The organism is Brachybacterium sp. GPGPB12 (assembly GCF_038396325.1).
In the GTDB taxonomy this organism is placed as follows: Bacteria; Actinomycetota; Actinomycetes; order Actinomycetales; family Dermabacteraceae; genus Brachybacterium; species Brachybacterium conglomeratum.
Genome location: NZ_CP149573.1, coordinates 1,152,568 through 1,174,648 on the forward strand (window position 1 = coordinate 1,152,568; position 22,081 = coordinate 1,174,648).

The window sequence follows — 22,081 nt, forward strand, 5'->3', positions numbered from 1 at the left end:
CTCGGAGCATGAGAGGCGTCACAGCGGTCCTGCCGCTGGTCGCAGCCCCTCTGCGGCGGTCCCTCGGAGACCGGCAAGCACTCCCGGACCCGGCATGGGACGATCACTGGACAGACCCGCCCGTTCGACGTGGTGGCGGCCCGCGCGGGCCGCCCGGAGGAGGACCCGATGGCCGATTCATCGTTCGACATCGTCAGCAAGCTCGACCGCCAGGAGGTCGACAACGCCGTGAACCAGGCCGTGAAGGAGGTCGGCCAGCGCTACGACTTCCGGAACACCGGCGCCTCGATCACCCTCGGCGGCGACGAGATCGTGATGACCGCCAACGCCGAGGAGCGCGTGCTCGCGGTGCTGGACGTGCCGCAGTCCAAGCTGATCCGCCGCGGCATCTCGCTCAAGGCGCTCGACGTGGGCGAGCCCAAGCAGTCCGGCAAGGAGGTGCGCCTGGCGGCCTCACTCAAGGAGGGCATCTCCACCGAGGACGCGAAGAAGATCGCCAAGATCATCCGGGACGAGGGCCCAAAGGGCGTCAAGGCACAGATCCAGGGCGACGAGTCGCGCGTCTCCTCCAAGAGCCGTGACGACCTCCAGTCCGTCATCACCCTGCTCAAGGGCAAGGACCTCGAGGTCGCGCCGCAGTTCATCAACTACCGCTGACCTCCGGGCGCCCAGCCGTCGCTGAGCCCCGCCTCGTCGCACCCCCGCTCCCGCACCGCCGGGACGGGGGTGCCGCGCGTCCAGGCACTGGCGGTTCCTCCCTCACCCGCGCCGCGCTGGAGATATTCGGATCTCCGCGCGCGGATCTCGCGCGGCGCGGATCCGTCGAGGGAAGGGAGCGATGACCAGCGGCACGATCCTGGTGATCGGGGCGACCGCAGGGGTCGGCCGCCACGTGGTGAGGTGCGCGGTCGAGGCAGGACTGCACCCGCGGACCCTCGTGCGCAAGACGGAGCGGGCCGCCCGGTCGCTCCCCGCGGAGACGGAGCTCGTCGCCGGCGAGGCGAGGATGCCCGTGGACATGGCGCGCGCCCTCGAGGGAGTGGACGGAGTGATCCTCGGCCTCGGCTCGCACGGCGCGCCGGGCGAGGCGGAGGCCGTGGACCACGGGATCGTCCGCGTGCTCGTCGAGTGCCTCCTCGCCTCCGGGCACCCGGTGCGGGTGGGACCGAGGAGCAGGGCCCGGAGCGGCGCTGGACCCCGGGCATGACGAAGGCCCCGCCCCCACCACGACGGGGGGACGGGGCCTGCGCGACGAAGAACCGGTCAGCTCACTGCTGGTTCGAGGTGGTGTCCTGCTCCTCGGCGTGGTTCGTCAGCTCATCGCCCTTGGCCGTGAACGCCTCGACCAGGCTGTTCACCGGACCGTTCACGAACGAGTTCCACGCCTCGACATACGCGTCGTAGTCCGGACCGACCCACTCCACCGACGTCACCAGGCGCGTCACCTCGTCGACCTTCTCGACGACCTGCTCGCCCGCCTTGAGGACCTCCTGAGCGACCTCGCGCCCCTCCTCCGGATTCATACCCTTGAAAGCCATCACAAACCCCTTTCGCCCCGATCCCGGAGCAGATCACTGCTGAAGAAAGAAAAACCTAGAAGCCGAGAGAACCCAGCAGATCAGGAAGAAGCCTCACGCCGCCGCTGAGCGTTCTTCTTCGCACGCTCAGCGAACTCGCCCAGGCGCGTCACGACATCCTGGACCAGACCACCCAGAGTCCCCTCGAACTCCGACACGTACTTGTCACGGTCCTCACCGGTCCAGTCGAAATCCGTCACACGACCCTGCACCGTCGTGTAGATGGTGTTGACATCCTCGCCGGACGTCTCCGCCGTGGTGCCCATCTGCTCCACAGCCTCAGGGTTCATACCCTTCTTCATGGTGTCCTCCACATCGTCGAAAGAATCAGATCCCCACCCACCGAACCGGACCTCCGCGACCCCCAAGGCCACGTCCTCGATCCCTGTCCCCCAGGTGATGCCACCACCCTAGAACCACCCACCACACCCTGGCGATGGGGACAACTCCCCATCCCCCTCCCCATCCGCCCGGCAGCCCGTCCTCGCAGGTCAGCGACGAACAACGGTCGCATCGTACTGTGGACAGCGCCGGCGGCTCCCCTTGCGTGGCGCAGGGAGCCCGGGCGCGGCTGTCGCGTGCCCGGGCATGACGAAGGCCCCGCCCCCACCACGACGGGGGGACGGGGCCTGCGCGACGAAGAACCGGTCAGCTCACTGCTGGTTCGAGGTGGTGTCCTGCTCCTCGGCGTGGTTCGTCAGCTCATCGCCCTTGGCCGTGAACGCCTCGACCAGGCTGTTCACCGGACCGTTCACGAACGAGTTCCACGCCTCGACATACGCGTCGTAGTCCGGACCGACCCACTCCACCGACGTCACCAGGCGCGTCACCTCGTCGACCTTCTCGACGACCTGCTCGCCCGCCTTGAGGACCTCCTGAGCGACCTCGCGCCCCTCCTCCGGATTCATACCCTTGAAAGCCATCACAAACCCCTTTCGCCCCGATCCCGGAGCAGATCACTGCTGAAGAAAGAAAAACCTAGAAGCCGAGAGAACCCAGCAGATCAGGAAGAAGCCTCACGCCGCTGCTGAGCGTTCTTCTTCGCACGCTCAGCGAACTCGCCCAGTCGCGTCACGACATCCTGGACCAGACCACCCAGAGTCCCCTCGAACTCCGACACGTACTTGTCACGGTCCTCACCGGTCCAGTCGAAATCCGTCACACGACCCTGCACCGTCGTGTAGATGGTGTTGACATCCTCGCCGGACGTCTCCGCCGTGGTGCCCATCTGCTCCACAGCCTCAGGGTTCATACCCTTCTTCATGGTGTCCTCCACATCGTCGAAAGAATCAGATCCCCACCCACCGAACCGGACCTCCGCGACCCCCAAGGCCACGTCCTCGATCCCTGTCCCCCAGGTGATGCCACCACCCTAGAACCACCCACCACACCTTGGCGATGGGGACAACTCCCCAGGCAGAGGTCCCCGTGCACCGCTCCCCACGCGACGCCTCGTGGCACCTCGCCGGACCGTCGCCTCGCCGTCGCCTCGCGAGGACCTCGACAGGGTCGGCCGGACGACCTCGCCCCGGCACGGCCGGAGGGCGCCGGCCACGGTGGCCGGCGCCCTCCGGGGACGATGCGGTGTCGGTGTCAGTCCAGGCTCAGGCGCAGGGAGTCCTGGATGGCGCGGACGGTCTCGATCTCCTCGTCGGCGCTCTCCGCCCCGCAGGCGCCCACGATCTCGAGCACATCGGCGGCCACGCCCCCGCGGTCGATCACGGCGTAGCGCGCGGCCTGCACCACGGTCGGGCGGCCGGGCTGGGTGTAGCCGTACTCGCTCGCGATCCAGGTCGTGCCCTCGATCTCGATCTCCCCGGTGCCGAGCTCCTCGAGCTCGGGCAGGGAGGACTTGCGGCCGCTCGAGGCCGGCGCGCGCCGCCTCGAGGGTGAACTCCGGTCCGAAGCGCCGCACGGTCACGACCACGTTCGCGCGGAAGCGCCCGTCGACGCGGGGCTGGGCGACGGCGAGTCGCACTCCCGGGACCGTGAGCGGCTCCCAGTCCTCCGGCACCTCGACCCGGACCCGAGGGGGCGCAGGGAAGTCGGCGCTCGGATACTCGATGCTCTTCACGGTGCTGTGCTCCATTCGTCCCCCTGGCACGGTCGGCGACAAAGATACCAGGCAGGCGAGAGGCCCGAGCGGTGCTCCGCCCGGGCCTCTCCCCACCCCTGTCGCCATCCGTGACGGCGCGGTCCTGCACCGCCTCAGCTGGAGGTGGCCTCCTGCTCGGCGGCGTTGCGGTCGGCGGTGTCGCCGAGCTCGTTGACCGCGTTCATGATCTGCTGCAGCGCGGGGACCATCTCCCCGGACCACTGGCCGCGGAAGCGATCCGCGTCGGGGCCGGTCCAGTCCACGTCCTCCAGGCCCCGGGTGAGCTCCTGCTCGATCCGCGTGATCTCCTCGGCCGCATCGCGCGCCTGGCCGGACATCCGCTTGACCTCGTCGACGTTCATACCCTTCGTGGCGTTCACGATGCGGGTTCCCCTTCCTGTTCACCGGCTCGTGCGCCCCCTGCGGTGCACCGGGCCTCCTGCGTGCTCGACAGCCCTCACTGTAGGGCGATCCGCCGGAGGCGACCATGGGGAGGAGTCCCCATGGGGACGGAGCACCCCTCCGGACGCGTCGCGAGGGCCTCCGGGACGGGCTCGACTCCCCTCCCCGTCGGCCCCCGAGAGCGGCCCTCAGCCCGACGTGATCTGCGCGACCTGCGGCTTCATCGCCCGACCGCTGTAGACGAGGAAGCCGCGGCCGGCCGGGAAGTCGGCCCGACGGATCCTCCCCAGTCCGGTGCCGAGCAGCGAGTCGCCGTCCATGTCGCTGGGCTGGAGCAGCGACCCGCGCCGTCCGGCCTTGAACGGCTGGGCGAGGACGTAGGCCTGGGACCACGAGGCGGACTCGTTCTCGCCCACCACGAACTGGCCCTCACGGGTGCTGGCGCGGATGAGCTTGTCGAGGTCGTTCTCCACGCCGGTGCCGGTGAAGTCGGCGACCCCGTCGATGAACAGGGCCAGGCGCCCCTCCCCCACCGAGCCGGACTCGATCGTCTGGCGGAGCTGGCCGGCGAGCTCGCGCACGGTGTCCGGATCGGAGGCCTCCACGTCCCAGACGGGCGACCCGGTCAGCGGGGTGCGGCGCGAGGAGAAGCGGACCAGGCGCATGGGGTTCTCCATCGCCTTGAGGCCGGTGGCGATGGTGAGCATCGCGGTGGTGCGACCCGATCCCATGGGGCCGGTGACCATGAAGGCGCCGCGCGGCTCGTAGGTGATCTCGGCGAGGGTCTCGTCGGCCAGGCCGAGGACGGGCCGGCCGCCGACGACGGGGCGGAGCGTCGAGAGCTCGACCCGCTCGGGCAGGCGCTCGATGGTGGGCGCCTCGGGCACTCCGGCGCGCCGCATCGCCTGGGCGAGCTTGGCGACCTCGCGGGACTGGATCGCGACGTTCGAGTCGCCGCCGTGCACCGCGATCTGCATCTCGTGGCCGTCGAGGATGGAGCGTCCCGGGGGCGAGGTGCCGTCCAGGACGTCCTTGGGCTCGCCGAAGGCCGAGTAGTCGTCGGCACTGGCCATGCGGTGGATGAGGCGGCGCTGGATCGAGGAGCCGAGCGAGGTGGGGATCGCGTTGGGACGGTCGCCGGTGACGATGACGTGCACGCCCACCTGGCGGCCGTCGGTCGCGATCTGCACGAAGGTGGTGAACCACTTCGAGAGGTTCGAGTAGTCGTAGGCCTCGCGGAAGGCGGCCATGCCGTCGACCAGCAGCAAGACGCGGGGCGTGTCGGACTTCCCGGTCAGCTCCCGGTACTCGGCCACGGACCCGGCGCGATGCTTCGCGAACTCGCGGGCGCGGTCGTCGATCATCTCCCGCAGGGTGCGCAGCAGGCGGATCACGCGCTCCTCGTCGTCGCCCGCGATGATCGAGCCGACGTGCGGGAGGTCCTCGAGCATGGTCAGTCCCGAGGCGCCGAAGTCGAGCCCGTACACGTGGACGGGGCCGCCGCGCACCGTCGAGGCGGCGGAGATCGCGATGGTGCGCGGCGTGGTCGACTTGCCGGAGCCGCCGGTGCCGTAGATCGCCATGTTGCCGTCGCGATCGGGATAGTAGGAGACGGTCGGCTGGGACTGCTCCTCGGGCACGTCCATGACCCCCAGCAGCGACTCCTCGTCGGTGCGGCGCGTGGGCAGGCGCGAGAGGTCGTAGGCGTCGGCCAGCTCGGACAGCCACGGCTTGCGGGGCGCGGGCACGCCGGCGCGCTCGGCGGCGGCCTTCACCGTCGCGACGACGCGGGAGATGTCGTTGGGGCCGGGGTCCTTGACCTCCTTGGTCGGCGGGGAGGGGATGTCCCACTGCTCGCCGGTGCCGAAGTCCTTCTCGACGATGTCGATGCGTGCTCTCTCGGGCTCGTGGGTGGTCCACCCTCCCGCGTAGCCGGTCTGGAAGGTCGCGATGCGGCCGGGGCCGGTCTTCGCAGCGGCGCGGCCGGGGATGCCGGGGTCGAAGTGGGCGGCCATCTTGTCGCCGAGGATGTCCTTGGAGTCGGCCTCGTCGGCCATGCGCGGCGCGATGCGGAGGTTCGTGTTGGCGCGCAGGTTGTCCTTGATGACGCCGGCGGGCCGCCGCGTCGCGAGGATCAGGTGCAGGCCCAGGGAGCGGCCTCGTGCGGCGACGTCCACGACGCCGTCGACGAACTCGGGGATCTCCTTCGCCAGCGCCGCGAACTCGTCGACGATGATGATCAGGCTGGGCGGGGTCTCGGGGTCACCGGTCCGCTCGAGGGAGACGAGGTCCTTGGCCTTCTTCCGGTTCAGCAGGTGCTCGCGATGGTGCGGCGCTCCGCCCGCAGCGAGGTGAGCGCGCGTCGCACCAGGTGCTGGGAGAGGTCGGTGACCAGGCCCACGGTGTGCGGCAGGTCGACGGCGTCGGCGAAGGCGGCGCCGCCCTTGTAGTCCACGAACAGGAAGGTGACCCGGTCGGGGCTGTGCGCGGTGGCCATGCCCATCACCCAGGCCTGCAGGAACTCGGACTTGCCGGCGCCGGTGGTGCCGCCGACGAGGGCGTGGGGACCGTTGGTGCGCAGGTCGAGGTGGAAGGCGTCCTGGCCGTTGTGGCCGATGAGTCCGCGGAGGTTCGCGTCGTGCTTGCGGCGCTGGGGCTCGGAGCCGTCGCGCGGGGTGAGGGAGTTGTTCTCCTTCCACCGCTCGATGATGTGGTCGGGGTCCTCGGCCATCGCCATGCCGCCGAGCTTGAGATAGGAGATCGCGCGGGGGAGGTCGGAGTCGTCGTCGACGGGCACGCCCGCGTCGACGACGGGCGCGAGGTGGCGGGCCACGCCGGCCGCGACGTCGACGGAGACGGTCTCGACGGTGACGGGGTAGAACCGCTCCCCCACCCGCACGTGCCCGGCGCTCGCGCCCTCGATCGACTCGTCCACGGACACGTAGGTGCGGCAGGCCGCGGGCGGCGCGGCGATGTTCGCGGCGCACCAGATCACGTGCACGCCGACGTCGGGGCCGCGCTCGGCGATGCGCACCAGGCGCGCCCGGTCCACGGGGGCGTCGTCCTCGATGATCACCACCAGGCTAGGGGTGATCGGCTCCGGCGGGACCTGCGGCTCCTCGGTGACGTCGACGGTCATCGGGGTGCGCAGGGCGGGCGGCGCATCGCCGGCGCGGCGCTCGATCAGCTCCTCGATCCGCGAGAGGAGGGAGGTGCCGCGACCGGGGGTGTCGGCGAGGTGGTCGCCGGGCAGCGGGGAGTGCGGGCTGGAGGTGTGCGGCGACCACTTCAGCCACTGCCACATGTCGCGGCTGGAGCGGGAGGTGATCGCGGCCAGCGCGATCTCCGCCGGGGAGTGGAGGGCGAAGAGCTGGGTGACGATGCCGCGGGCGACCCCGTCGGCCTCCTCGCCGCCGCCGGCGACGCCGAGGTTGCCCGCGTACCTCAGCTCCGCGACCACCGGCACGCCGGCGATCATCTTGTACTCCTCGTGCATGTCGTCGAGCATGTCGTAGTACTTCGGGATGGCATCGTTCTCGCCGGGCATGTCGATGCCCACCCGGGACTCCGCGATGCCCAGTCCCAGGCGCACGGTGCCGAAGGCGTTGTGCTCGGGGCGATGCGTCCACAGCAGGCGCCCGAGGCGGAAGGCGGCGTCGACGGTGTCCGCGGCCGAGGGCGCCTCGACCAGGCGCACCGCCCGCTCGAGGTCCTGGGCTGCGGTGACGCGGCGCTTGAGGGAGGCGAGTCCCTCCTCGAAGTTCGCGATCTGCCGCTCGAGCATCTTCTTCTGCTGGAACTTGCGGTTGAGATACCCGGCCGTCGCCATCATCGGCATCATGAACACGAACATGAGCGAGAAGGGGTCGCGGGTCAGCGAGAACATGAAGCCGCCCATGAGGAGCGGGGCGAACATCATGAAGATCGGGAAGAACTGGGGGTTGGGCTCCTTCGGCGGCGTCGGCGCCTTCAGCGGCCGGTAGGGGAAGCGCGGCACCACGCGCGGGGACCGGTTGAACTCGACCACCGGGGAGCTGGGGGCGGTGCCGCCGAGGCGGTGCAGGAGGATCACCGAGAAGGTGGTCCCGCCGATCAGCACCGTGTCCGAGGGGCCGATCACGGCGCGCTGGACCTGCTCGCCGCCGATCACCACGCCGTTGGAGGAGTGCAGGTCGACGATCTCGATGGTGTCGCCCACGTTGATGCGGGCGTGGCGCTTGGAGAGCATCGGGTCGGCGATGCGGATGTCGAGATCGCCCTCGCGCCCGATCACGCTGGACCCCGAGGGCAGCGGGTACTCGCGTCCCGACTCGGGGCCGGAGAGGACGCGCATCAGCGCGACCGCGGCGCCGCGGGACTCGGAGCGGGTGGCGTACTCGCTCGAGGAGCGGGCGATGGAGACGATGTCGCCGGAGCGCAGACCGGCCTGGATCAGGTCGATCGAGCGGTCCAGGGAGCGCACGCCGTTCGCGCCGGGTCCGGCACCGGGGTCCTGGACCTGGAGGGTCAGCCCGTCGGGCGGCTCGACCTCGCTGCGCAGCGGGTCGGCGAGGTACAGGGCGTTCGCGACGTCGGCGACGGTCGCGGTCGCGTCCGCGGTCACCTCCAGATCGGTCAGCCGGTCCTCGGGCCTGCGCGCGGCGTGAGCTTGATGCGCATCTGGTCTCCTCCCCCTGGCGGGCCCCTCGCCCGCCGTCCTGATCCCCGTCTCGGGGATCGGCTCCGTCCGTCCAGCTCGATCCCCGGCGGGGCGGCCTACTCGTCGTCCTCGTCCTGGGACTGGTCCAGCGGCGGCAGGTCCTCGCTCGTCACCAGCCGTGAGAAGACGGCGTGCTCGACGAGGCGGGCTCGTCGGTTGGAGGCGAGCTTGCCGGGCCCGCCGCGCGCCCTCGGACCCCGAGCCGGTCGAGCTTGTCGCAGACGTTGTCGAGCTTGCGGTTGAACTTCGTCAGCCGCCAGCCCAAGCGCTCGGAGGCCTGCGCCGAGGTGGGCACCGAGCTCATGCCGGAGCCCTCGCGGGTGAGCATCGGCTCGGCGAGCGCGAGGATCAGCGGCTTCTGGCTCGGGGTCAGCTGGACGGAGCCGACGGTGGTCTCCCCTGCCGGGTCGTCGGGGCCGGCGATCCGCGCGAACTCCGGGGACTCCGCGTGCACGGACAGGTCGTAGGTGGTGGGGCCGGCGGTGAAGACCACCTTGGTCACGTCGAAGACGAGCGGGATGCGCGCGCCGGGCGCGAGCCACGCCTGCATCGAGCCGGTGCCGTCGGTGATCGTCGCCGAGAGCCGCGCCCCGATGTTCACCAGCCACCACATCGACTCGACCTGCACGATCGTCAGGAAGCGTCGGTGGAGGAAGGGGTTGTCCTCGTCGATCGTGAGGTCCGCCTCGCGACCGATCGTGAGCTCTTCCCCGTCCTCGACGCGGTACCACTCGCCGCAGAACTCGACCGAGATCGTCGATGCCATGGTCACTGCTCTCCTGTGTGTCGGTTCCGGTGGGCGCGCGCCGCGGCGGAGCGCGTCTCGCCGTGCGAAGCGCTCTCCCCGTCGGCGGACGTCGGGGTCGTGGTCGTCGAGACCGTCAGGGCCGTGATCGTCGTGGCCGTGATCGTCGAGTCATCACCCATTGAGGCACATATCCGCCGCCTCGCTGGCCTGCCCGTTGGGGTTGACGGTCCTGACGGTCAGGCACCGCTCCGCCAGCTGGGGCGGGATCTCGATCACGACCGAGTTGCGGCCGTGGACCTCGTGCCGCACGGCGTAGCGGTCGTAGTTCGCGGGCAGGTCCTGCCACTGCACGATGAAGTGATCCTCCTGGGCGAAGTTCTCGGGCGCTCCCAGGCGACCTTCACCCGACCGGTCCGTCCGCCCTCCTGCTCGGGGGCGACGACCTGCGCTCGAGGCCGCGAGGCGCGCCCGGGGCCTCCTCCGGCGCCTCGGGCACGTTGATGTCCGTGGTCGCGATCGGGTCGGGCTCCTCCACGAAGAAGTGGCGCACGCCGAGGGTCGCCCCGACGCCGAGCAGGATCACGAGCACCGCGGCGAGGGTGACGAACGGCCAGGCGGGGGTGCGTGGCCTCTCGGGCTCCGGCTCCCGGTGCTCGGAGGCCAGCGACGCACGCCCGACGGATCCGGCGGGCGCCCCGGCGGGGCGCGCATCGTGGACTCCGAGGCGTCGGCGGCCGACGGCGCCGAGGCGCCCGACCAGCTCGCCGGGCCCGCCGCGGCGGGTGCGGCGCCGAGCGCCGGGGCGACCCCGGCGTAGGGGTCCATGCGCCGACGGCCGCCGGGGCTGGTGCCCGTCTCGGGGTCGACGGTGGCGACCTTCCGGATCCGGGTGTGCTCGACGAGCTCGTCGTCCTCGCCGTCGTGAGCGGGGGCGGCGCCCCGGTCGTCCAGCACGTCCATCTGGGTGACCGGGAGCGAGAGCGAGAGCTCCACCTGCTGCGGCGCACGGCCGAAGGCCAGCGCGGTGTCGTAGCGGCCGGCGGGGTCCTTCGCCATCGCGATGGACAGCGCCCGGTTCAGCTCCGGGGGCACGTCGGGCCGGTTCAGGGCCGGCGGCGGCTCGGTCACGATCCGCTGGATCAGGTCGGTGGCGGTGTTGCGCGCCCGCGCCGTTCGAAGGGCGTCTGCCCGGCCAGCAGCGAGTACACGCTCGCGGCGAGGGAGAACACGTCGCTGCGCACGTCGGCGCGCGGCGGATCCGCGAAGAACTCGGGCGGCGACCAGGGGATCGACATGCCCTGGGAATCCTCGACGTCCTCACCCTGCCCGGCGGCGATGGAGATGCCGAAGTCGGTGAGAGCGGGCCGGTTGTAGTCGGTGACCAGGATGTTCGCGGGCTTGATGTCGCGGTGGAGGATCCCGGCGCGGTGCGCGGTCTCCACGGCGCCGGCGATCTGCACACCCACGCGCGCCTCGGCGACGGTGATCCGCTCCTTGCGGAAGCGGACGCCGTAGTTCGGGCGCGAGCAGTACTCCATCACGATGTAGGGACGGTGGTCCCCGGAGACCTCGGCCTGGTGGATCGTGACGATCGAGGGGTGGGTCGACATCTGGGCCATGACGTTGGCCTCGGAGTCGAACTGATGGCGCACGGAGTCGTCGAGCACCGTGGACAGCAAGCACCTTGATCGCGACGCGGCGCCGCGGCCGTGCCTGGCGGTACAGGAACACGTCCGCGAACCCGCCCGAGCCGAGCGGCTTCTCGTACTCGTAGCCGGCCAGGCGCGGCGGTGCCGAGGGCGGTCTCGAGCTCATGACTTCTCCCCGTACGTCAGGTGCACTTCATCCCCCAGGTCCAGCAGGTCTCCGTCGTGGAGCACCACGCCCTCGCGGGCGCGCGCCCGCGGCGGCTCGTAGCCCTCGCGGTGCAACGTGGTGCCGTTGGTGGTGCCGAGGTCGAGTGCGACCACGTGCCATCCCTCGAGCCTCAGCTCGAGGTGCGAGCGGGAGATGTCCTGCTGCGGGCTCGGCACCGTGATCAGTCGCGGCACATCGCGCCGCTGACGCGGGACGCCCGGGGGCGCCGGCCGATGACGGCGGTGCGGTCGAGCACGAACCCCTCCCCCGTGCTCACCGCGACGGCGCCCAGCGGCGGGCGTGCGACGGTGCGGGTGGGGCCGCTGAGCGGCGCGGCGCAGAGCCGGCACGCCGACCTCTCCGGCGAGTTCGCGTGGCCGTTCGCGCACACCAGCCCCGGCAGCCGCCACGGCGGCGCCGCCCGAGCCGCGGGTAGCGGGCCGTGCGGGCCCGCCCTGCGCGACAGGGGCGTGCGGGGCGGACGGCCCAGCGACCGGCGCCGGGACGGGCCGAGGCGCGGGCCCCTGAGCCGGCGGCGGCTGCGGCGCTCGGCGCGACGGGATGCGGGGCGCTCGCATGGCGTCCTCCGACGCCGGGGGCGTGCGGCGGTCGCTGTCCCGGGCGCCCGGTATGACCGGAGGCGCCGGGCCGACCGTGGGGGGCCGGGGCACCGTTCTGGCCGGGCCCGGCGACCTGGCCGGGCCGCCCGTGCTGGCCCGGCCGGCCGTAAGGGGTCTGCTGTCCGTGAGGAGGTTGCTGGGGGTAAGGGGTCTGCTGTCCGTGAGGAGGTCGCTGGGGGTAAGGGGCCTGCTGTCCGTGAGGAGTCCGCTGGTGCGACGGACCGGGGCGTCCGTGGTCATTCTGCTGGCCGTGCCGGTCCTGCGCGCCGTGTCGGTCGTCGGCGCTCTGCGCACCCTGCATCGGGGCCCCGGGCCCGGAGACCTGTGCGTACCTGTCTGCGCCCGTGCCCTGGGGAGCGTCGGGCCGGGTCGGCGCCGGACGCGAGCCGGTGTTCGGGGCGGGCGGACGCTCGGCCATGTGGACCTGCGGATATGCCGGCGGTGCGCTCTGCGGTTGCGCGGCGCGACGTGCAGCGGCCTGCGCGATCTCCGGCGCGGTCCGTCCCACGCCCGGTACCCAGTCGATGAAGTCGCCGGCGCCGGTGGTGTGCTCGGCGACGGGGGCCTCCTCGGTCTCGTCGTCCGCGTCGGTGCTCGGGATCCGGGTCTCGGAGGGGAAGTCGCCGTCCGCCGCGACGACGTCCGCGCTGGGGTCGGAGGCGATCTGCTCGTGCTCGGCCTCCTCGCTCTCCTCGCCGGCGCGGCGCACGGCGGCGTCCTCGATGCGGCGGAAGACGGTCTTGCCGAAGAGGTCGTCGTAAGCGCCGGAGTTCTCGAGGTCGCCCGTGGAGGGGGCGGGACGGCGCGGCGCGGGCGCCGGGGCGCGTCGGACGGGCGTGGGCGTCGGTCCGTCCTCCTCCGGTCCTTCTCCGCCGTCGATCGGAGCGATCAGAGTCGGCGGCGACTCGAGCTGGTTCTCCATGGGCGGCTCGGGCGTGGGCACCGAGGGCGAGGCGGGGCGCGCCGGGGAGGCCGCCGGTGCGGCGGAGGGCGGAGGCGTGGCCGGTGCGGGAGCGGCTTCGGGTGCCGGCTGTGCGGGCGCCGGGTGAGAGCCCTGTGACGTCGCGGCCTCCTCGGAGGAGGGCTCGACCGGTTGCGCGGTCGCCTGCTCGGCGGCGCGCGGAGCAGGTGCCGCGGCGGCGGCCGGGGGCGCGGTGCGCCGACGGTCGAAGAGCGATGTGCTCACGAGTCGTCGCTTCGCGGGCGCGGTCCGCGTTCCGGCGACGGACTGCGAGGCCGAGCCCGTCGTCGCGGTCTCCGTCCTCGCTCCGGTCGCCTCGGCCGGCGCGTCGTCGGCCGGTGCCGACCCCGACGGCGCGGCCGGCGCAGGCGCGGCGGCCGGGGCAGGCGTCGCCGCGGGCTGAGCGGACTCCTCCGCGGGTGCCGACGGTTCGGCGGCGGGACCGGCGGTCGACTGCACGGGCGCGGCCGGAGCGGGGACCGGAGTCGCCGCCGGAGCCGGGGCGGGAGCCGACGCCGGTGCCGTCGATGCGGCCGGGGCGTCGTTCCCGAAGAGGCCCGCGAAGAGGTTCGGTCCCGAGGACACCTCCTCCGCGGCCGCGGGGCGCGAGGAGGACGCGGAGGATCCGCCGCGGGACAGCGACGGCGGCATCTCGCCCGGTTTGCGGGTGGCGACGGAAGGCTTGCGGATCGACGAGGCGCTCGAGCCGGACCCTGCGGTCGTCGAGGGCTTCGAGGGCGTGGGCGCCGGACGCTCCGCGCGTCGCTTCTTCGCTTCCTCCGTCTCGATCGAGCGGCCGTCCTTCTCCACCTGCTCGGCGAGCGCGGCGCGGTCGGCCTCCTCGAGCTGGGCGGGGTCGACGGTCATGTGCACGAAGCCGCGCACGGGCACGATGCCCGAGACCACGCGCGGCGCGCCGACGGGCTCCTCGGGCGGGAGGTCGCCGAAGGCCACCCGGCGCACCCCCTCGAAGGAGCTGATCACCAGCGGCCGCTCCTCGGTGCCGACGACCATCTGCGCCCCTGCGGTCGTGTAGACGGCCAGGGGCGTGGAGCCCTTCACCCCGACCGTCGCGCTCTGCCCGTCATGGACGCCGAACAGCGGCGCGGTGAGCTTGTCCGCGCCGCCCAGATCACCGGCCTCGACCAGCTGATCGACGAACTCCTCGGCCTCGGGGCGCCGTCCCAGCACCTCCCAGGCCGCCTCCGTCACCTGCTTGCGCGCCCGGGGACGAGCACCACCCAGCGGTCCTCGCGCACCACGAGGGTCGCCGGGCCCTGTCGGGTCCAGGTGCCGAGGCCGAGCAGGGGAGGCCGCGGCGGACGCGGTGTCCTCGCTCGTCATGCCCGGCCCTCACCGTCCGCGAGGGGGCGCGGGAGCGTGTCCTCGTCGACCTCGAACTCGTCCTTTGCGGGAGAGGTGCCGCCGGCGGCGTCCTCGGAGGCGCCGGGTCGCCCCAGCACCTCGACCGCTTCGACGATCACCACGGAGATGTTGTCGTGCCCGCCGCCGTCCAGCGCGCGGCGCACCAGGTCCTCGGCGATGGTGCGCACGTCGGTGGGGCGGCGAAGATCCGCTCGATCGACGCGTCGTCGACCTCGCCGGTGAGCCCGTCGGAGCAGATCAGCATCCGGTCGCCGACCTCGGCCGGGATCAGCCAGTAGTCGGGATCCGACTCGGGCCCGGCGCCGAGCGCCCGGGTGACCATGTGCCGGTAGGGGTGGATCCGCGCCTGCTCGGCCGAGATCTGCCCGCGGTCCATCAGCTCCTGGACCACCGAATGGTCCACGCTGACCTGCTCGAAGATCTCCCCCGAGAGGCGGTACACCCGGGAGTCGCCCAGGTTCATCACGACCCAGTAGCCGATCCCGTCCAGCACCATCGTCGCGACCAGCGCGACCGTGGTGCCGGCGCCGAGGGTCGACTCGCCGCCGAGCTCGCCGATGCGCACCGACGCGGTGTGCGGCGCGTCGCCGAGCCGCTCGACGGTGACGTTCTGCTGGAGCGTCAGCTTCTCGAACTCCTCGACCGCGATCGCGCTGGCGACCTCGCCCGCGTTGTGCCCTCCCATCCCGTCGGCGACGAGATGGATCGGCGTGGCGGTCAGGAGGCTGTCCTCGTTCGTCGCCCGGACGTGGCCGACGTGGGTGGCCGAGGCGGAGACGACGCGGACGGTGCCTTCGAGGTCCGGGTCGGAGAGGGAGCGGTCGATCACTGCACCCTCTCCACGGACAGGGTCCGGTCCCCGAGGGTGAGGCGGGCCCCGGCCGGGAGGACCGTGGGGGTCTCCGGCACGAGGTTCTCACGGGAGCCGTCCACGCGCAGGATCGTCGAGCCGTTGGTGGAGCCGAGGTCGGTCACCAGCGGCTCCTCCCCCGTGCCGTCGATGCGCAGGTGGATCTTGGAGACGGAGCGGGTGTCGTCCTTCATCACGAAGAGCACCTCGCCGGAGGGCGAGGAGGGGTTGCGTCCGACCACCACGGCCTTCTCGACGATGCGCTCGGCGCCGTCGTCGGTGGTCAGCCGCACCTTCTTCACGGGCGGGAGCTGGGCGGGCGAGATGCGGGTCGCCTCGAGGTCGCCGAGGTCCTCGGGCACGGACATGCGCGTCGCCTCGTCCACGCCGTCGTCGCCCCAGGCATCACCGGTGACGTCGCTCGGGGCGTCGCCGCCGTGCGCGGCCGCGTCCTGGCCCGGCGCGGCCGGGGCCTGGTCCGCCGAGGCCGCGGGAGGCGGTCCCCAGGCGGCCGGTGAGGAGTCGACCGCTCCCGGGGCGGGAGCGGGCGTCGGGGCCGCAGCGGGCTCCGGCGCGGGAGCCGGGGAGCCCCACTGCGGGGCGGGGGCGTCTCCGCCCTGGTCCCAGCTCTGCGGCCGCTCCGGGGCCGACGGCTCGCCCCACGAGGGTCGCGCGGGGGCCGACGGCTGGTCCCACGAGGACTGGCCCGGTGCGGAGGGCTGGTCCCAGGAGGACTGCGAGGGCGCCGAGGGGAACGGCTCGACGGGCGGCGGGGCCCAGCCGCCGTCGGAGGCGGGTCGCTGGGGTGCCGGGGACGGGGAGCCCCAGGACGCGGCGGGAGCCTCGGCGGCGGAGGCCGCCGAGCCGCCCGGGGCGTACGGGCTCGGGGCGCCCTGCGCGGGCCCCTGCGCGCCGTCGACGGGCTGGACCGGGGAGGCGCCCTGGTCTCGCCATGCCGCACCGGGCTCGGAGAGCAGGTTCTCGTGCGTGGACACCGCGACGGACGGCGCGCCGAGGTAGTGCTCGGCGCCCGCGCGCTCGAAGTCGTCGGGGCGGGGCTGGAGAGGGTTGCGTCCGGCCTTGATGTCCGCGACGACCGAGTCGATCGCCCGGTCGTGGAAGCCGCGCAGCGCCTTGCGCGGGTCGAAGAAGATCGACAGCGCCATCAGCGGCGGGAACAGCGCATATACGGCCCAGCGTCCGAGCGCGCGCACGAAGCCGAGCGCCCCGCCCTCGCTCAGGCGGGTCACGCGCAGGCCCAGGATCAGCTTGCCCAGGGTGAAGCCCTTGGCGCCGACCAGCCAGATCATCACCAGGTGGTACGCGGCCGGCGGCGCGGTCCCCACGCCGATGAGGATCATCGAGGTGGTGCTCGCGCTCTGCGAGGTGATGATCAGGATGAAGCCGATCAGGAACGGGACCGTCACGAGCGTGGCGATCACCGTGTCGATCAGCGCGGCGAGGAAGCGCTTGACCGGGGTGGCCGGGGCGCGGCCGTCCAGCGGCGGCTCGAAGGACGCCGCGGCGGGAGCGCCCTCCGGAGCGGCGCCCGGCGCAGTGCCCGGGGCGGCGCTCGGCCCGGAGGCCGACGCACCGGGCCCGCCGGGCATGCCGGCACCCTGCCCGGGCGGAGACGTCGCGGGCTGGTTCATCGGTGGTCGCGTGACCATCACCCGATCGTACTGTTCCTCGCTCCGCGGCGCGGTCGCTCCCGGCTGGGGCGGGCGGAGGGAGTCGGCCGTGATGAGCTCGATCCCCTCGTCCTCCTGGTCGGACCGCTCCTGCCCCTGCTCCGCCCGGGTGCGGGGCTTGGGCGGCGCCGACCAGGCGCCGGGCGCGTCGGTGGCCCGCTTCTCGTAGGGCGAGGCCTGGTAGCGCGCACCGCACTCGCCGCAGATCGCGGCCCCTTCGGACAGCAGGCGTCCCGCAGGTGCCGCAGTATCTGGTCTGGTTCATGAGGAACGGCCCTTTCGCCTGATGGTCCGCCAGAGGGACGGCGCGGTCGTGCCGCGCACCGAGGAGCGGCGTCGCCGCGGCGCTTCCGTGCGTTTCTGCGCCTTCGACCGAGCGCGGGCGTTGACCCGTCGGCGCCGGTTCTCGCGCCGTCGCTCGGCCGCGCCGCGGCGGAAGGAGCGCAGGGAGAGCGCGATGCGGAGCCGACGATGCCACGGCAGGGCGGCGGTGGCGCCGCGCGCGCCGCCATCACCTGGTCCCAGTACTCCTCCGCCGCGGCGTCGGGCAGGTCGTCCGGGCCGAACACGGCCCGGTCCGCGCGGGCGGCCAGCGTGGACGCCCCGAGCTGGGGGACGTCGGCCTGGAGCTGTGCGGCGATCTCCGCCCGGGTCATCAGCGGATCAGGAGCCCTGCCCATGTCGGTGAGGAGGTCCAGGATCTCCTGCCAGCCGCCGTCGACGCGGGCCGGCAGGGTCTCGAGCGCGCGACGGCGTCGGCGCCGCACCGTCTTGGCGATGATCACCGCGGCGGCGAACAGGCCCAGCGGCACGAACGGGAGCAGGCCGAGGCCCAGGTACACGACCCACGAGGCGGTCTCGTCGGTCGGGTCCTCGTCGTCGTCGGTGTCGTCGCTCATCGCGCCGGGCGGCGGGCTCGGCGGCTCGGCCGGGGGCGGCGGCGGTCGCGCGACCTGCGGCGCGGCTTCTCCACCTCCTTGGGCCGCGGCTCCGTGGGGTCCTCGTCCTCATCGGGGGCGGGATCGAAGCGCACCCAGCCGATGTCCTCGAAGGCGACTTCCACCCAGGCGGTGACGTCGTCGCCGGTGATGGAGACGGTCCCCTCCTGGCCCTCGGGCACCTCGAAGCCCATCACCACGCGGGCGGGCATGTCGAGCGAGCGGGCCAGCACGGCGGTCAGCGCCGCGTACTGCTCCTCGTCGCCGATGCGGCCCATCGGCTGGGCGTCGGGGGTGTCCTCGTCGAAGCCGACCTCCTCGAGCATCGCCCGGAGCCGGCTGTAGCCGTGGCCGGAGAGCGAGGCGGTGTCGTCCTCCAGGCCGTGGGAGTAGTAGGCTTCCTCCTTGACCGAGCGGGAGAGGTTCTGGAAGCGCTCGTAGTCGGAGTCGGAGGAGCCCGCCCACTCCTCGGCGAGCGCGGTCATCTCCTCCGCCGGCTCGTTGTCCGGCAGGGTGATGTCCGCGAACGTCGCGGCGTTCTCTTGCTCCGCGGTGGGCTCCGTGTACGGCTCGTAGGACAGCTCGTAGGTGTCCCCCGCCTGCACCCCGAGCGCGTTGACCGCGGTCTGCGAGGGCTGGTTGAGGAAGAGGTTCTCGGTGGTGGCGCTCGCGCGGCCCTGGTCCATCCCCTCGAGGTCGATGCGGTTGGTCCGCTCGCCGACGGTGGGCATCCACACGCCGCGGTACGCGCCGATCGTCACGGAGGAGACCTGCTGCTGCCCGGTGCCCTCCTCGAGGTCGACGCCGGGGGCGGTGCGCAGGAAGGCCCCGGAGGGGCTGTCCTTCTGCCTGCTGGAGGCGACGTTGTAGACCTGCAGGTCGTACTGGTCCATCGTGGCCAGGCGGATCTGGTCGCCGCTGCTCACGCCGGTGATGGTGAACAGCTCCTCCTCGCGCTGGTCCTTGAGGTAGCCGCGGAACTCGGTCAGCGGGGAGACGTACTGGCGCGGGTCGAAGGGCGGGGTGATCCGGTCGCGCTGGGCGTAGCGGATGGTGCCCTCGGGCGGGTCCAGCAGGGGGCTCGCCGCGAAGGCGCCGCCGGCGGCGATCGCCATGATCACGGCGCCGCCGATCACGCGGCGTCGCAGCACCGGGTTCTTCCAGGAGCCGGGGCGGACGGTGTCTGAGATGATCGTGGACTCGGCGCCCGCCAGGCGGCCGCTCTCGAAGCGCCAGGTCAGCCAGCCGACGGACAGCACGGCGTAGAGCACGCCGCGCGGCACCGGCCAGAACGCCTGGTCCGTGCCGAAGAAGATGCTCGTCGCGACCATCACCAGCGGGAACAGCCAGGCCAGGACGTAGAGGCGGGTGCGCATCACGACGGTCATCGCCGCCAGCGACAGCAGCAAGATGCTGATCCACACCACCGCCAGCACGCCCTGGGCGACGCCGACGGGCGGGGCGACGGTCAGCAGCGACTTCCAGCTCGTCACCGGCGCCTTCAGCGGCTCGAGCAGCGATCCCGGGGTGGGGACGATGCCCCAGAGCGCCCGGGTGGGGGCGGCGAACATCGAGCCGAACAGGAAGTACACCCCGAGCACGAGGGCGGTGATCCGCAGCGGCCCCCAGCGCCAGCGGGCGCCGATCAGGGCGATCAGGGTGCCGAGCACGAGCGCCATGATCCCGGTGACCAGGTACTGCGCTCCCCCGTAGACGTGCTGGAAGCCGAGCGGCGCGAGGACGAACAGCGCGCCGAGCACGGCGAGGTCGATCGCGAGGCGCTTCGCGGGGACGGACGAGAAGTAGCTGGGGCGGCGCGCGGGACGCGCGGGCGCGGTCATCGGCCCACCGCCCTCAGGGCGCGGGCGAGGGTGTCGAGGGAGCCGAGGGTGACGACGTCGAGCGAGCCGATCGCCGATCGCTGCACCTCGGCGTCCTCCACGCAGCGGATCGCCACGGCCATCACTCCGATCGGAAGCTGGTTGGCGGCGGCGTTGAGCTCGCGCGCCGTGGTGTGGGGACCGACCACCATCATCACCGCGGAGGCGTTGGGGGCGAGGTCGGATGCCTTCTGCCCCAGCTCGTGGAAGGAGATCCGCTCCCCAGCCGCTCGACCAGCGTGTAGTCGTCCATCATCGGGCGGAAGGAGGCGGTGCGCTGGCGGGCGTCGAAGGTGAAGGGCGTCAGCTCCTTCTCCTCCCGGAAGGTCTGGGCGGAGATCGAGGCGGCCACGGACACGGCCAGCTCGAACTCCTCCTCGCTCGCGTAGTGCTCGGCGAGGTTGTCGAGCGCGACCACGACGTGGGAGCGGCGGGTCTCCTCGAACTGGCGGACCATGAGCTTCCCGGTGCGGGCGGTGGTGCGCCAGTGGACGTGGCGGCGGTCGTCGCCGGGGGTGTAGTCGCGGCGCGTGGAAGGCGATGTCGGAGCTGGAGAGGTCCGAGGAGGGCGTGCCCTCGAGGTCGCGGAGGAAGCCGCTGGCGGCCTCGTCGAGGCGGACCGTGCGCGGGTGGACGAACAGCTCCTGCTCCTTCGCCCAGGTGACCTGGCGGCGCATGAGGGAGAGCGGGTCGTCGCGCACGGAGCGCACGGGGCCGACGACCAGCACGGCGCGGCGCTTGGTGGGGACGGCGAAGAGCTCCTCGTGGCTCTGCGCGGCCGCGAGCCGCGGCACCAGGAACTGGGCGGTCGCCTGGCCGACGGCCAGCTCGATCCGCGAGGGGAGGATGTCGCGCTGGGTGGGGTTCATGACCTCGACCCGGCCGACGGCCCGGGTGCCGACGACGACCCGGTGGGTCTGCAGGTCGAGGGTGACCTTGTAGTTCGCCTTGCCCAGCACGAACAGCGCCGCGATCACGAGGGGGACCGTGAGCGCGAGCGCGACCACGTTCAGCTCGGTGACGTGCAGGGTCAGGCCTGCGATCCAGCACGCGGCGGCGACGCCGGCCACGGCCCATCCCACCGGGGAGACGACGTCGAGCACGGGGTGGATGCGCCGCATCCACAGCTCGACGACGCGGTCCCGCAGACCGGCCCAGCCGGTGCTCGCGGGGGCATCGCCTTGGGTGGTCTCCTCGGCCGGGCCGGTCTGCCCCTCACGGGCACGCTTCGCGGCCGCGCGCGCCCTGCGGCGCTCGCGACGGGATCCGGCACGGGACTCGGCCGCGGCGGCGCGACGGCGCTTCTTCGCCTCGGCCTTGGCCGACTTCGCGTCGGCGGTGTCGGTGGGGACGGAGGAGGGCTGGGAGCTCATGCCGTCTGCTGGCGCGCCTGGGGAGGCGCCACCTCGCTGAGGATCTTCGTCATGACGGACTTCGCGGTGGTGCCCGCGAACTCGGCCTCGGGGTCGAGCACGAAGCGGTGCGCCCACACGGGCTCCACGAGCGCCTTGACGTCGTCGGGGATCACGTAGTGGCGGCCGTTGACGGCGGCCCACACCTTGACGGTGCGCATGAGGGCGAGGGCGCCGCGGATGGAGACGCCGACGCGGACCTCGGGTGCGAGGCGGGTCTCCTCCATCAGGCGCGAGACGTACTCGAGCACCGCCGGGTCCACGTGCACGGTGGAGGCGAGCTGGGTCATGTCGTTGACGGCCTGCAGGGAGATGCGCGGGGTGAGCCGCTGGAGCGGTCGCGCAGGGCGGAGCCCTGGAGGATCTGCACGCTCGAGGCGTGGTCCGGGTAGCCGATCGAGGTCTTCATCAGGAAGCGGTCCAGTCGCGCCTCGGGGAGGCGGTAGGTGCCGGCCTGCTCGATCGGGTTCTGGGTCGCGATCACCATGAAGGGGTTGCCGACCTCGTGGGTGACGCCGTCGACGGTGACGCGGCCCTCCTCCATCACCTCGAGCATCGCCGACTGGGTCTTGGGCGAGGCGCGGTTGATCTCGTCGGCGAGCACGACATTGGCGAAGACGGGGCCCTTGTGGAACTCGAAGGACTTCGTGTTCTGGTCGTAGATCGTCACGCCGGTGACGTCGGAGGGCAGCAGGTCCGGGGTGAACTGGATGCGGGTGCCGGTGCCCTGCACGGTCGCCGCGATGGAGCGGGCGAGGGAGGTCTTGCCGGTGCCCGGCGCGTCCTCGAGCGAAGACATGGCCGGGGGCCATCATCGCGGTCAGCACGAGGCGGACCACCTCGTTCTTGCCGAGGACGGCCTGACCCACGCTCTGGACGAGCTTGTCGAAGGTGTCGGCGAACCAGCGGGCCTGTTCGGGGGTCATGCTCATGAGGAGGAGCCTGCTTTCGATGTGAGGAGAGCG

At 72.5% G+C, this 22,081-nt stretch carries 19 protein-coding genes and 4 pseudogenes; 2 read left to right on the plus strand and 21 right to left on the minus strand.

Features of this window, described 5'->3' with window-relative positions; translation table 11 throughout:
- Positions 1 to 168: 168 nt before the first annotated feature.
- Together WKH84_RS06515 and WKH84_RS06520 are read left to right on the plus strand one after the other, a co-directional pair.
- Positions 169 to 657, plus strand: a complete 489-nt coding sequence (locus WKH84_RS06515) for a YajQ family cyclic di-GMP-binding protein (protein ID WP_341856050.1) — start codon at positions 169 to 171, stop codon at positions 655 to 657.
- Positions 658 to 838: 181 nt separating this feature from the next.
- Entirely contained in the window at positions 839 to 1,207 is a 369-nt protein-coding gene (locus WKH84_RS06520) for an NAD(P)H-binding protein (RefSeq protein ID WP_341856051.1), read from the plus strand.
- 61 nt (positions 1,208 to 1,268) lie between these two features.
- Here WKH84_RS06520 and WKH84_RS06525 read toward each other — a convergent pair whose 3' ends face one another.
- The 21 genes and pseudogenes from WKH84_RS06525 to WKH84_RS06625 all read right to left on the minus strand — a co-directional run bounded on the left by WKH84_RS06525 (position 1,269) and on the right by WKH84_RS06625 (position 22,048).
- Positions 1,269 to 1,538 (minus strand): hypothetical protein, encoded by a 270-nt coding sequence (locus WKH84_RS06525; protein WP_126988287.1) that lies wholly within the window; start codon positions 1,536 to 1,538, stop codon positions 1,269 to 1,271.
- An 80-nt stretch (positions 1,539 to 1,618) separates the two neighbouring features.
- Positions 1,619 to 1,951 (minus strand): hypothetical protein, encoded by a 333-nt coding sequence (locus tag WKH84_RS06530; protein ID WP_341856052.1) that lies wholly within the window; start codon positions 1,949 to 1,951, stop codon positions 1,619 to 1,621.
- 279 nt (positions 1,952 to 2,230) lie between these two features.
- The gene (locus tag WKH84_RS06535) at positions 2,231 to 2,500 is read right to left on the minus strand and encodes a hypothetical protein (protein WP_126988287.1); all 270 of its coding nucleotides are present in this window, start codon (positions 2,498 to 2,500) and stop codon (positions 2,231 to 2,233) included.
- An 80-nt stretch (positions 2,501 to 2,580) separates the two neighbouring features.
- Positions 2,581 to 2,913 carry a hypothetical protein gene (locus WKH84_RS06540; protein WP_341856053.1) on the minus strand — a complete coding sequence of 111 codons (333 nt, stop codon included), beginning with the start codon at positions 2,911 to 2,913 and terminating at the stop codon, positions 2,581 to 2,583.
- Positions 2,914 to 3,170: 257 nt separating this feature from the next.
- Complete coding sequence (locus WKH84_RS06545) at positions 3,171 to 3,299, minus strand: hypothetical protein (protein ID WP_341856054.1); 129 nt, start codon at positions 3,297 to 3,299, stop codon at positions 3,171 to 3,173.
- Positions 3,300 to 3,785: 486 nt separating this feature from the next.
- A complete protein-coding gene (locus WKH84_RS06550; RefSeq protein WP_341856055.1) occupies positions 3,786 to 4,052 on the minus strand; it encodes a WXG100 family type VII secretion target in 267 nt (88 codons plus the stop codon).
- A 210-nt stretch (positions 4,053 to 4,262) separates the two neighbouring features.
- Positions 4,263 to 8,733, minus strand: a pseudogene (locus WKH84_RS06555) (FtsK/SpoIIIE domain-containing protein).
- Positions 8,734 to 8,829: 96 nt separating this feature from the next.
- A pseudogene (locus WKH84_RS06560) lies at positions 8,830 to 9,539 on the minus strand (hypothetical protein).
- Between the two features lie 153 nt (positions 9,540 to 9,692).
- Positions 9,693 to 9,872 carry a hypothetical protein gene (locus tag WKH84_RS06565; RefSeq protein WP_341856056.1) on the minus strand — a complete coding sequence of 60 codons (180 nt, stop codon included), beginning with the start codon at positions 9,870 to 9,872 and terminating at the stop codon, positions 9,693 to 9,695.
- 49 nt (positions 9,873 to 9,921) lie between these two features.
- Positions 9,922 to 10,110, minus strand: coding sequence for a hypothetical protein (locus WKH84_RS06570; RefSeq protein ID WP_341856057.1), 189 nt, complete (start codon positions 10,108 to 10,110; stop codon positions 9,922 to 9,924).
- Positions 10,101 to 10,649 carry a hypothetical protein gene (locus WKH84_RS06575; protein ID WP_341856058.1) on the minus strand — a complete coding sequence of 183 codons (549 nt, stop codon included), beginning with the start codon at positions 10,647 to 10,649 and terminating at the stop codon, positions 10,101 to 10,103. The genes WKH84_RS06570 and WKH84_RS06575 overlap by 10 nt, the downstream gene beginning before the upstream one ends.
- 11 nt (positions 10,650 to 10,660) lie before the next feature.
- Positions 10,661 to 11,188: a serine/threonine-protein kinase gene (locus tag WKH84_RS06580; RefSeq protein ID WP_341856059.1), complete on the minus strand. Its 528-nt coding sequence runs from the start codon at positions 11,186 to 11,188 to the stop codon at positions 10,661 to 10,663.
- A 144-nt stretch (positions 11,189 to 11,332) separates the two neighbouring features.
- A complete protein-coding gene (locus WKH84_RS06585; protein ID WP_341856060.1) occupies positions 11,333 to 11,554 on the minus strand; it encodes an FHA domain-containing protein in 222 nt (73 codons plus the stop codon).
- A 97-nt stretch (positions 11,555 to 11,651) separates the two neighbouring features.
- Positions 11,652 to 14,303: a hypothetical protein gene (locus WKH84_RS06590; protein WP_341856061.1), complete on the minus strand. Its 2,652-nt coding sequence runs from the start codon at positions 14,301 to 14,303 to the stop codon at positions 11,652 to 11,654.
- Positions 14,300 to 14,488 carry a hypothetical protein gene (locus tag WKH84_RS06595; protein WP_341856062.1) on the minus strand — a complete coding sequence of 63 codons (189 nt, stop codon included), beginning with the start codon at positions 14,486 to 14,488 and terminating at the stop codon, positions 14,300 to 14,302. Before WKH84_RS06595 ends, WKH84_RS06590 begins: the two co-directional genes overlap by 4 nt.
- Positions 14,440 to 15,174, minus strand: coding sequence for a protein phosphatase 2C domain-containing protein (locus tag WKH84_RS06600; protein ID WP_341856063.1), 735 nt, complete (start codon positions 15,172 to 15,174; stop codon positions 14,440 to 14,442). Before WKH84_RS06600 ends, WKH84_RS06595 begins: the two co-directional genes overlap by 49 nt.
- A complete protein-coding gene (locus WKH84_RS06605; RefSeq protein ID WP_341856064.1) occupies positions 15,171 to 16,865 on the minus strand; it encodes an RDD family protein in 1,695 nt (564 codons plus the stop codon). Before WKH84_RS06605 ends, WKH84_RS06600 begins: the two co-directional genes overlap by 4 nt.
- On the minus strand, positions 16,865 to 17,785 hold the full coding sequence (locus tag WKH84_RS06610; protein ID WP_341856065.1) for a hypothetical protein: 921 nt from the start codon (positions 17,783 to 17,785) through the stop codon (positions 16,865 to 16,867). The genes WKH84_RS06605 and WKH84_RS06610 overlap by 1 nt, the downstream gene beginning before the upstream one ends.
- Positions 17,782 to 19,665 (minus strand): transglutaminase domain-containing protein, encoded by a 1,884-nt coding sequence (locus WKH84_RS06615; RefSeq protein ID WP_341856066.1) that lies wholly within the window; start codon positions 19,663 to 19,665, stop codon positions 17,782 to 17,784. The genes WKH84_RS06610 and WKH84_RS06615 overlap by 4 nt, the downstream gene beginning before the upstream one ends.
- 193 nt (positions 19,666 to 19,858) lie before the next feature.
- Positions 19,859 to 20,173, minus strand: a pseudogene (locus WKH84_RS06620) (DUF58 domain-containing protein); the annotation flags it as partial.
- 900 nt (positions 20,174 to 21,073) lie between these two features.
- Positions 21,074 to 22,048, minus strand: a pseudogene (locus WKH84_RS06625) (MoxR family ATPase).
- Positions 22,049 to 22,081 lie beyond the last annotated feature (33 nt).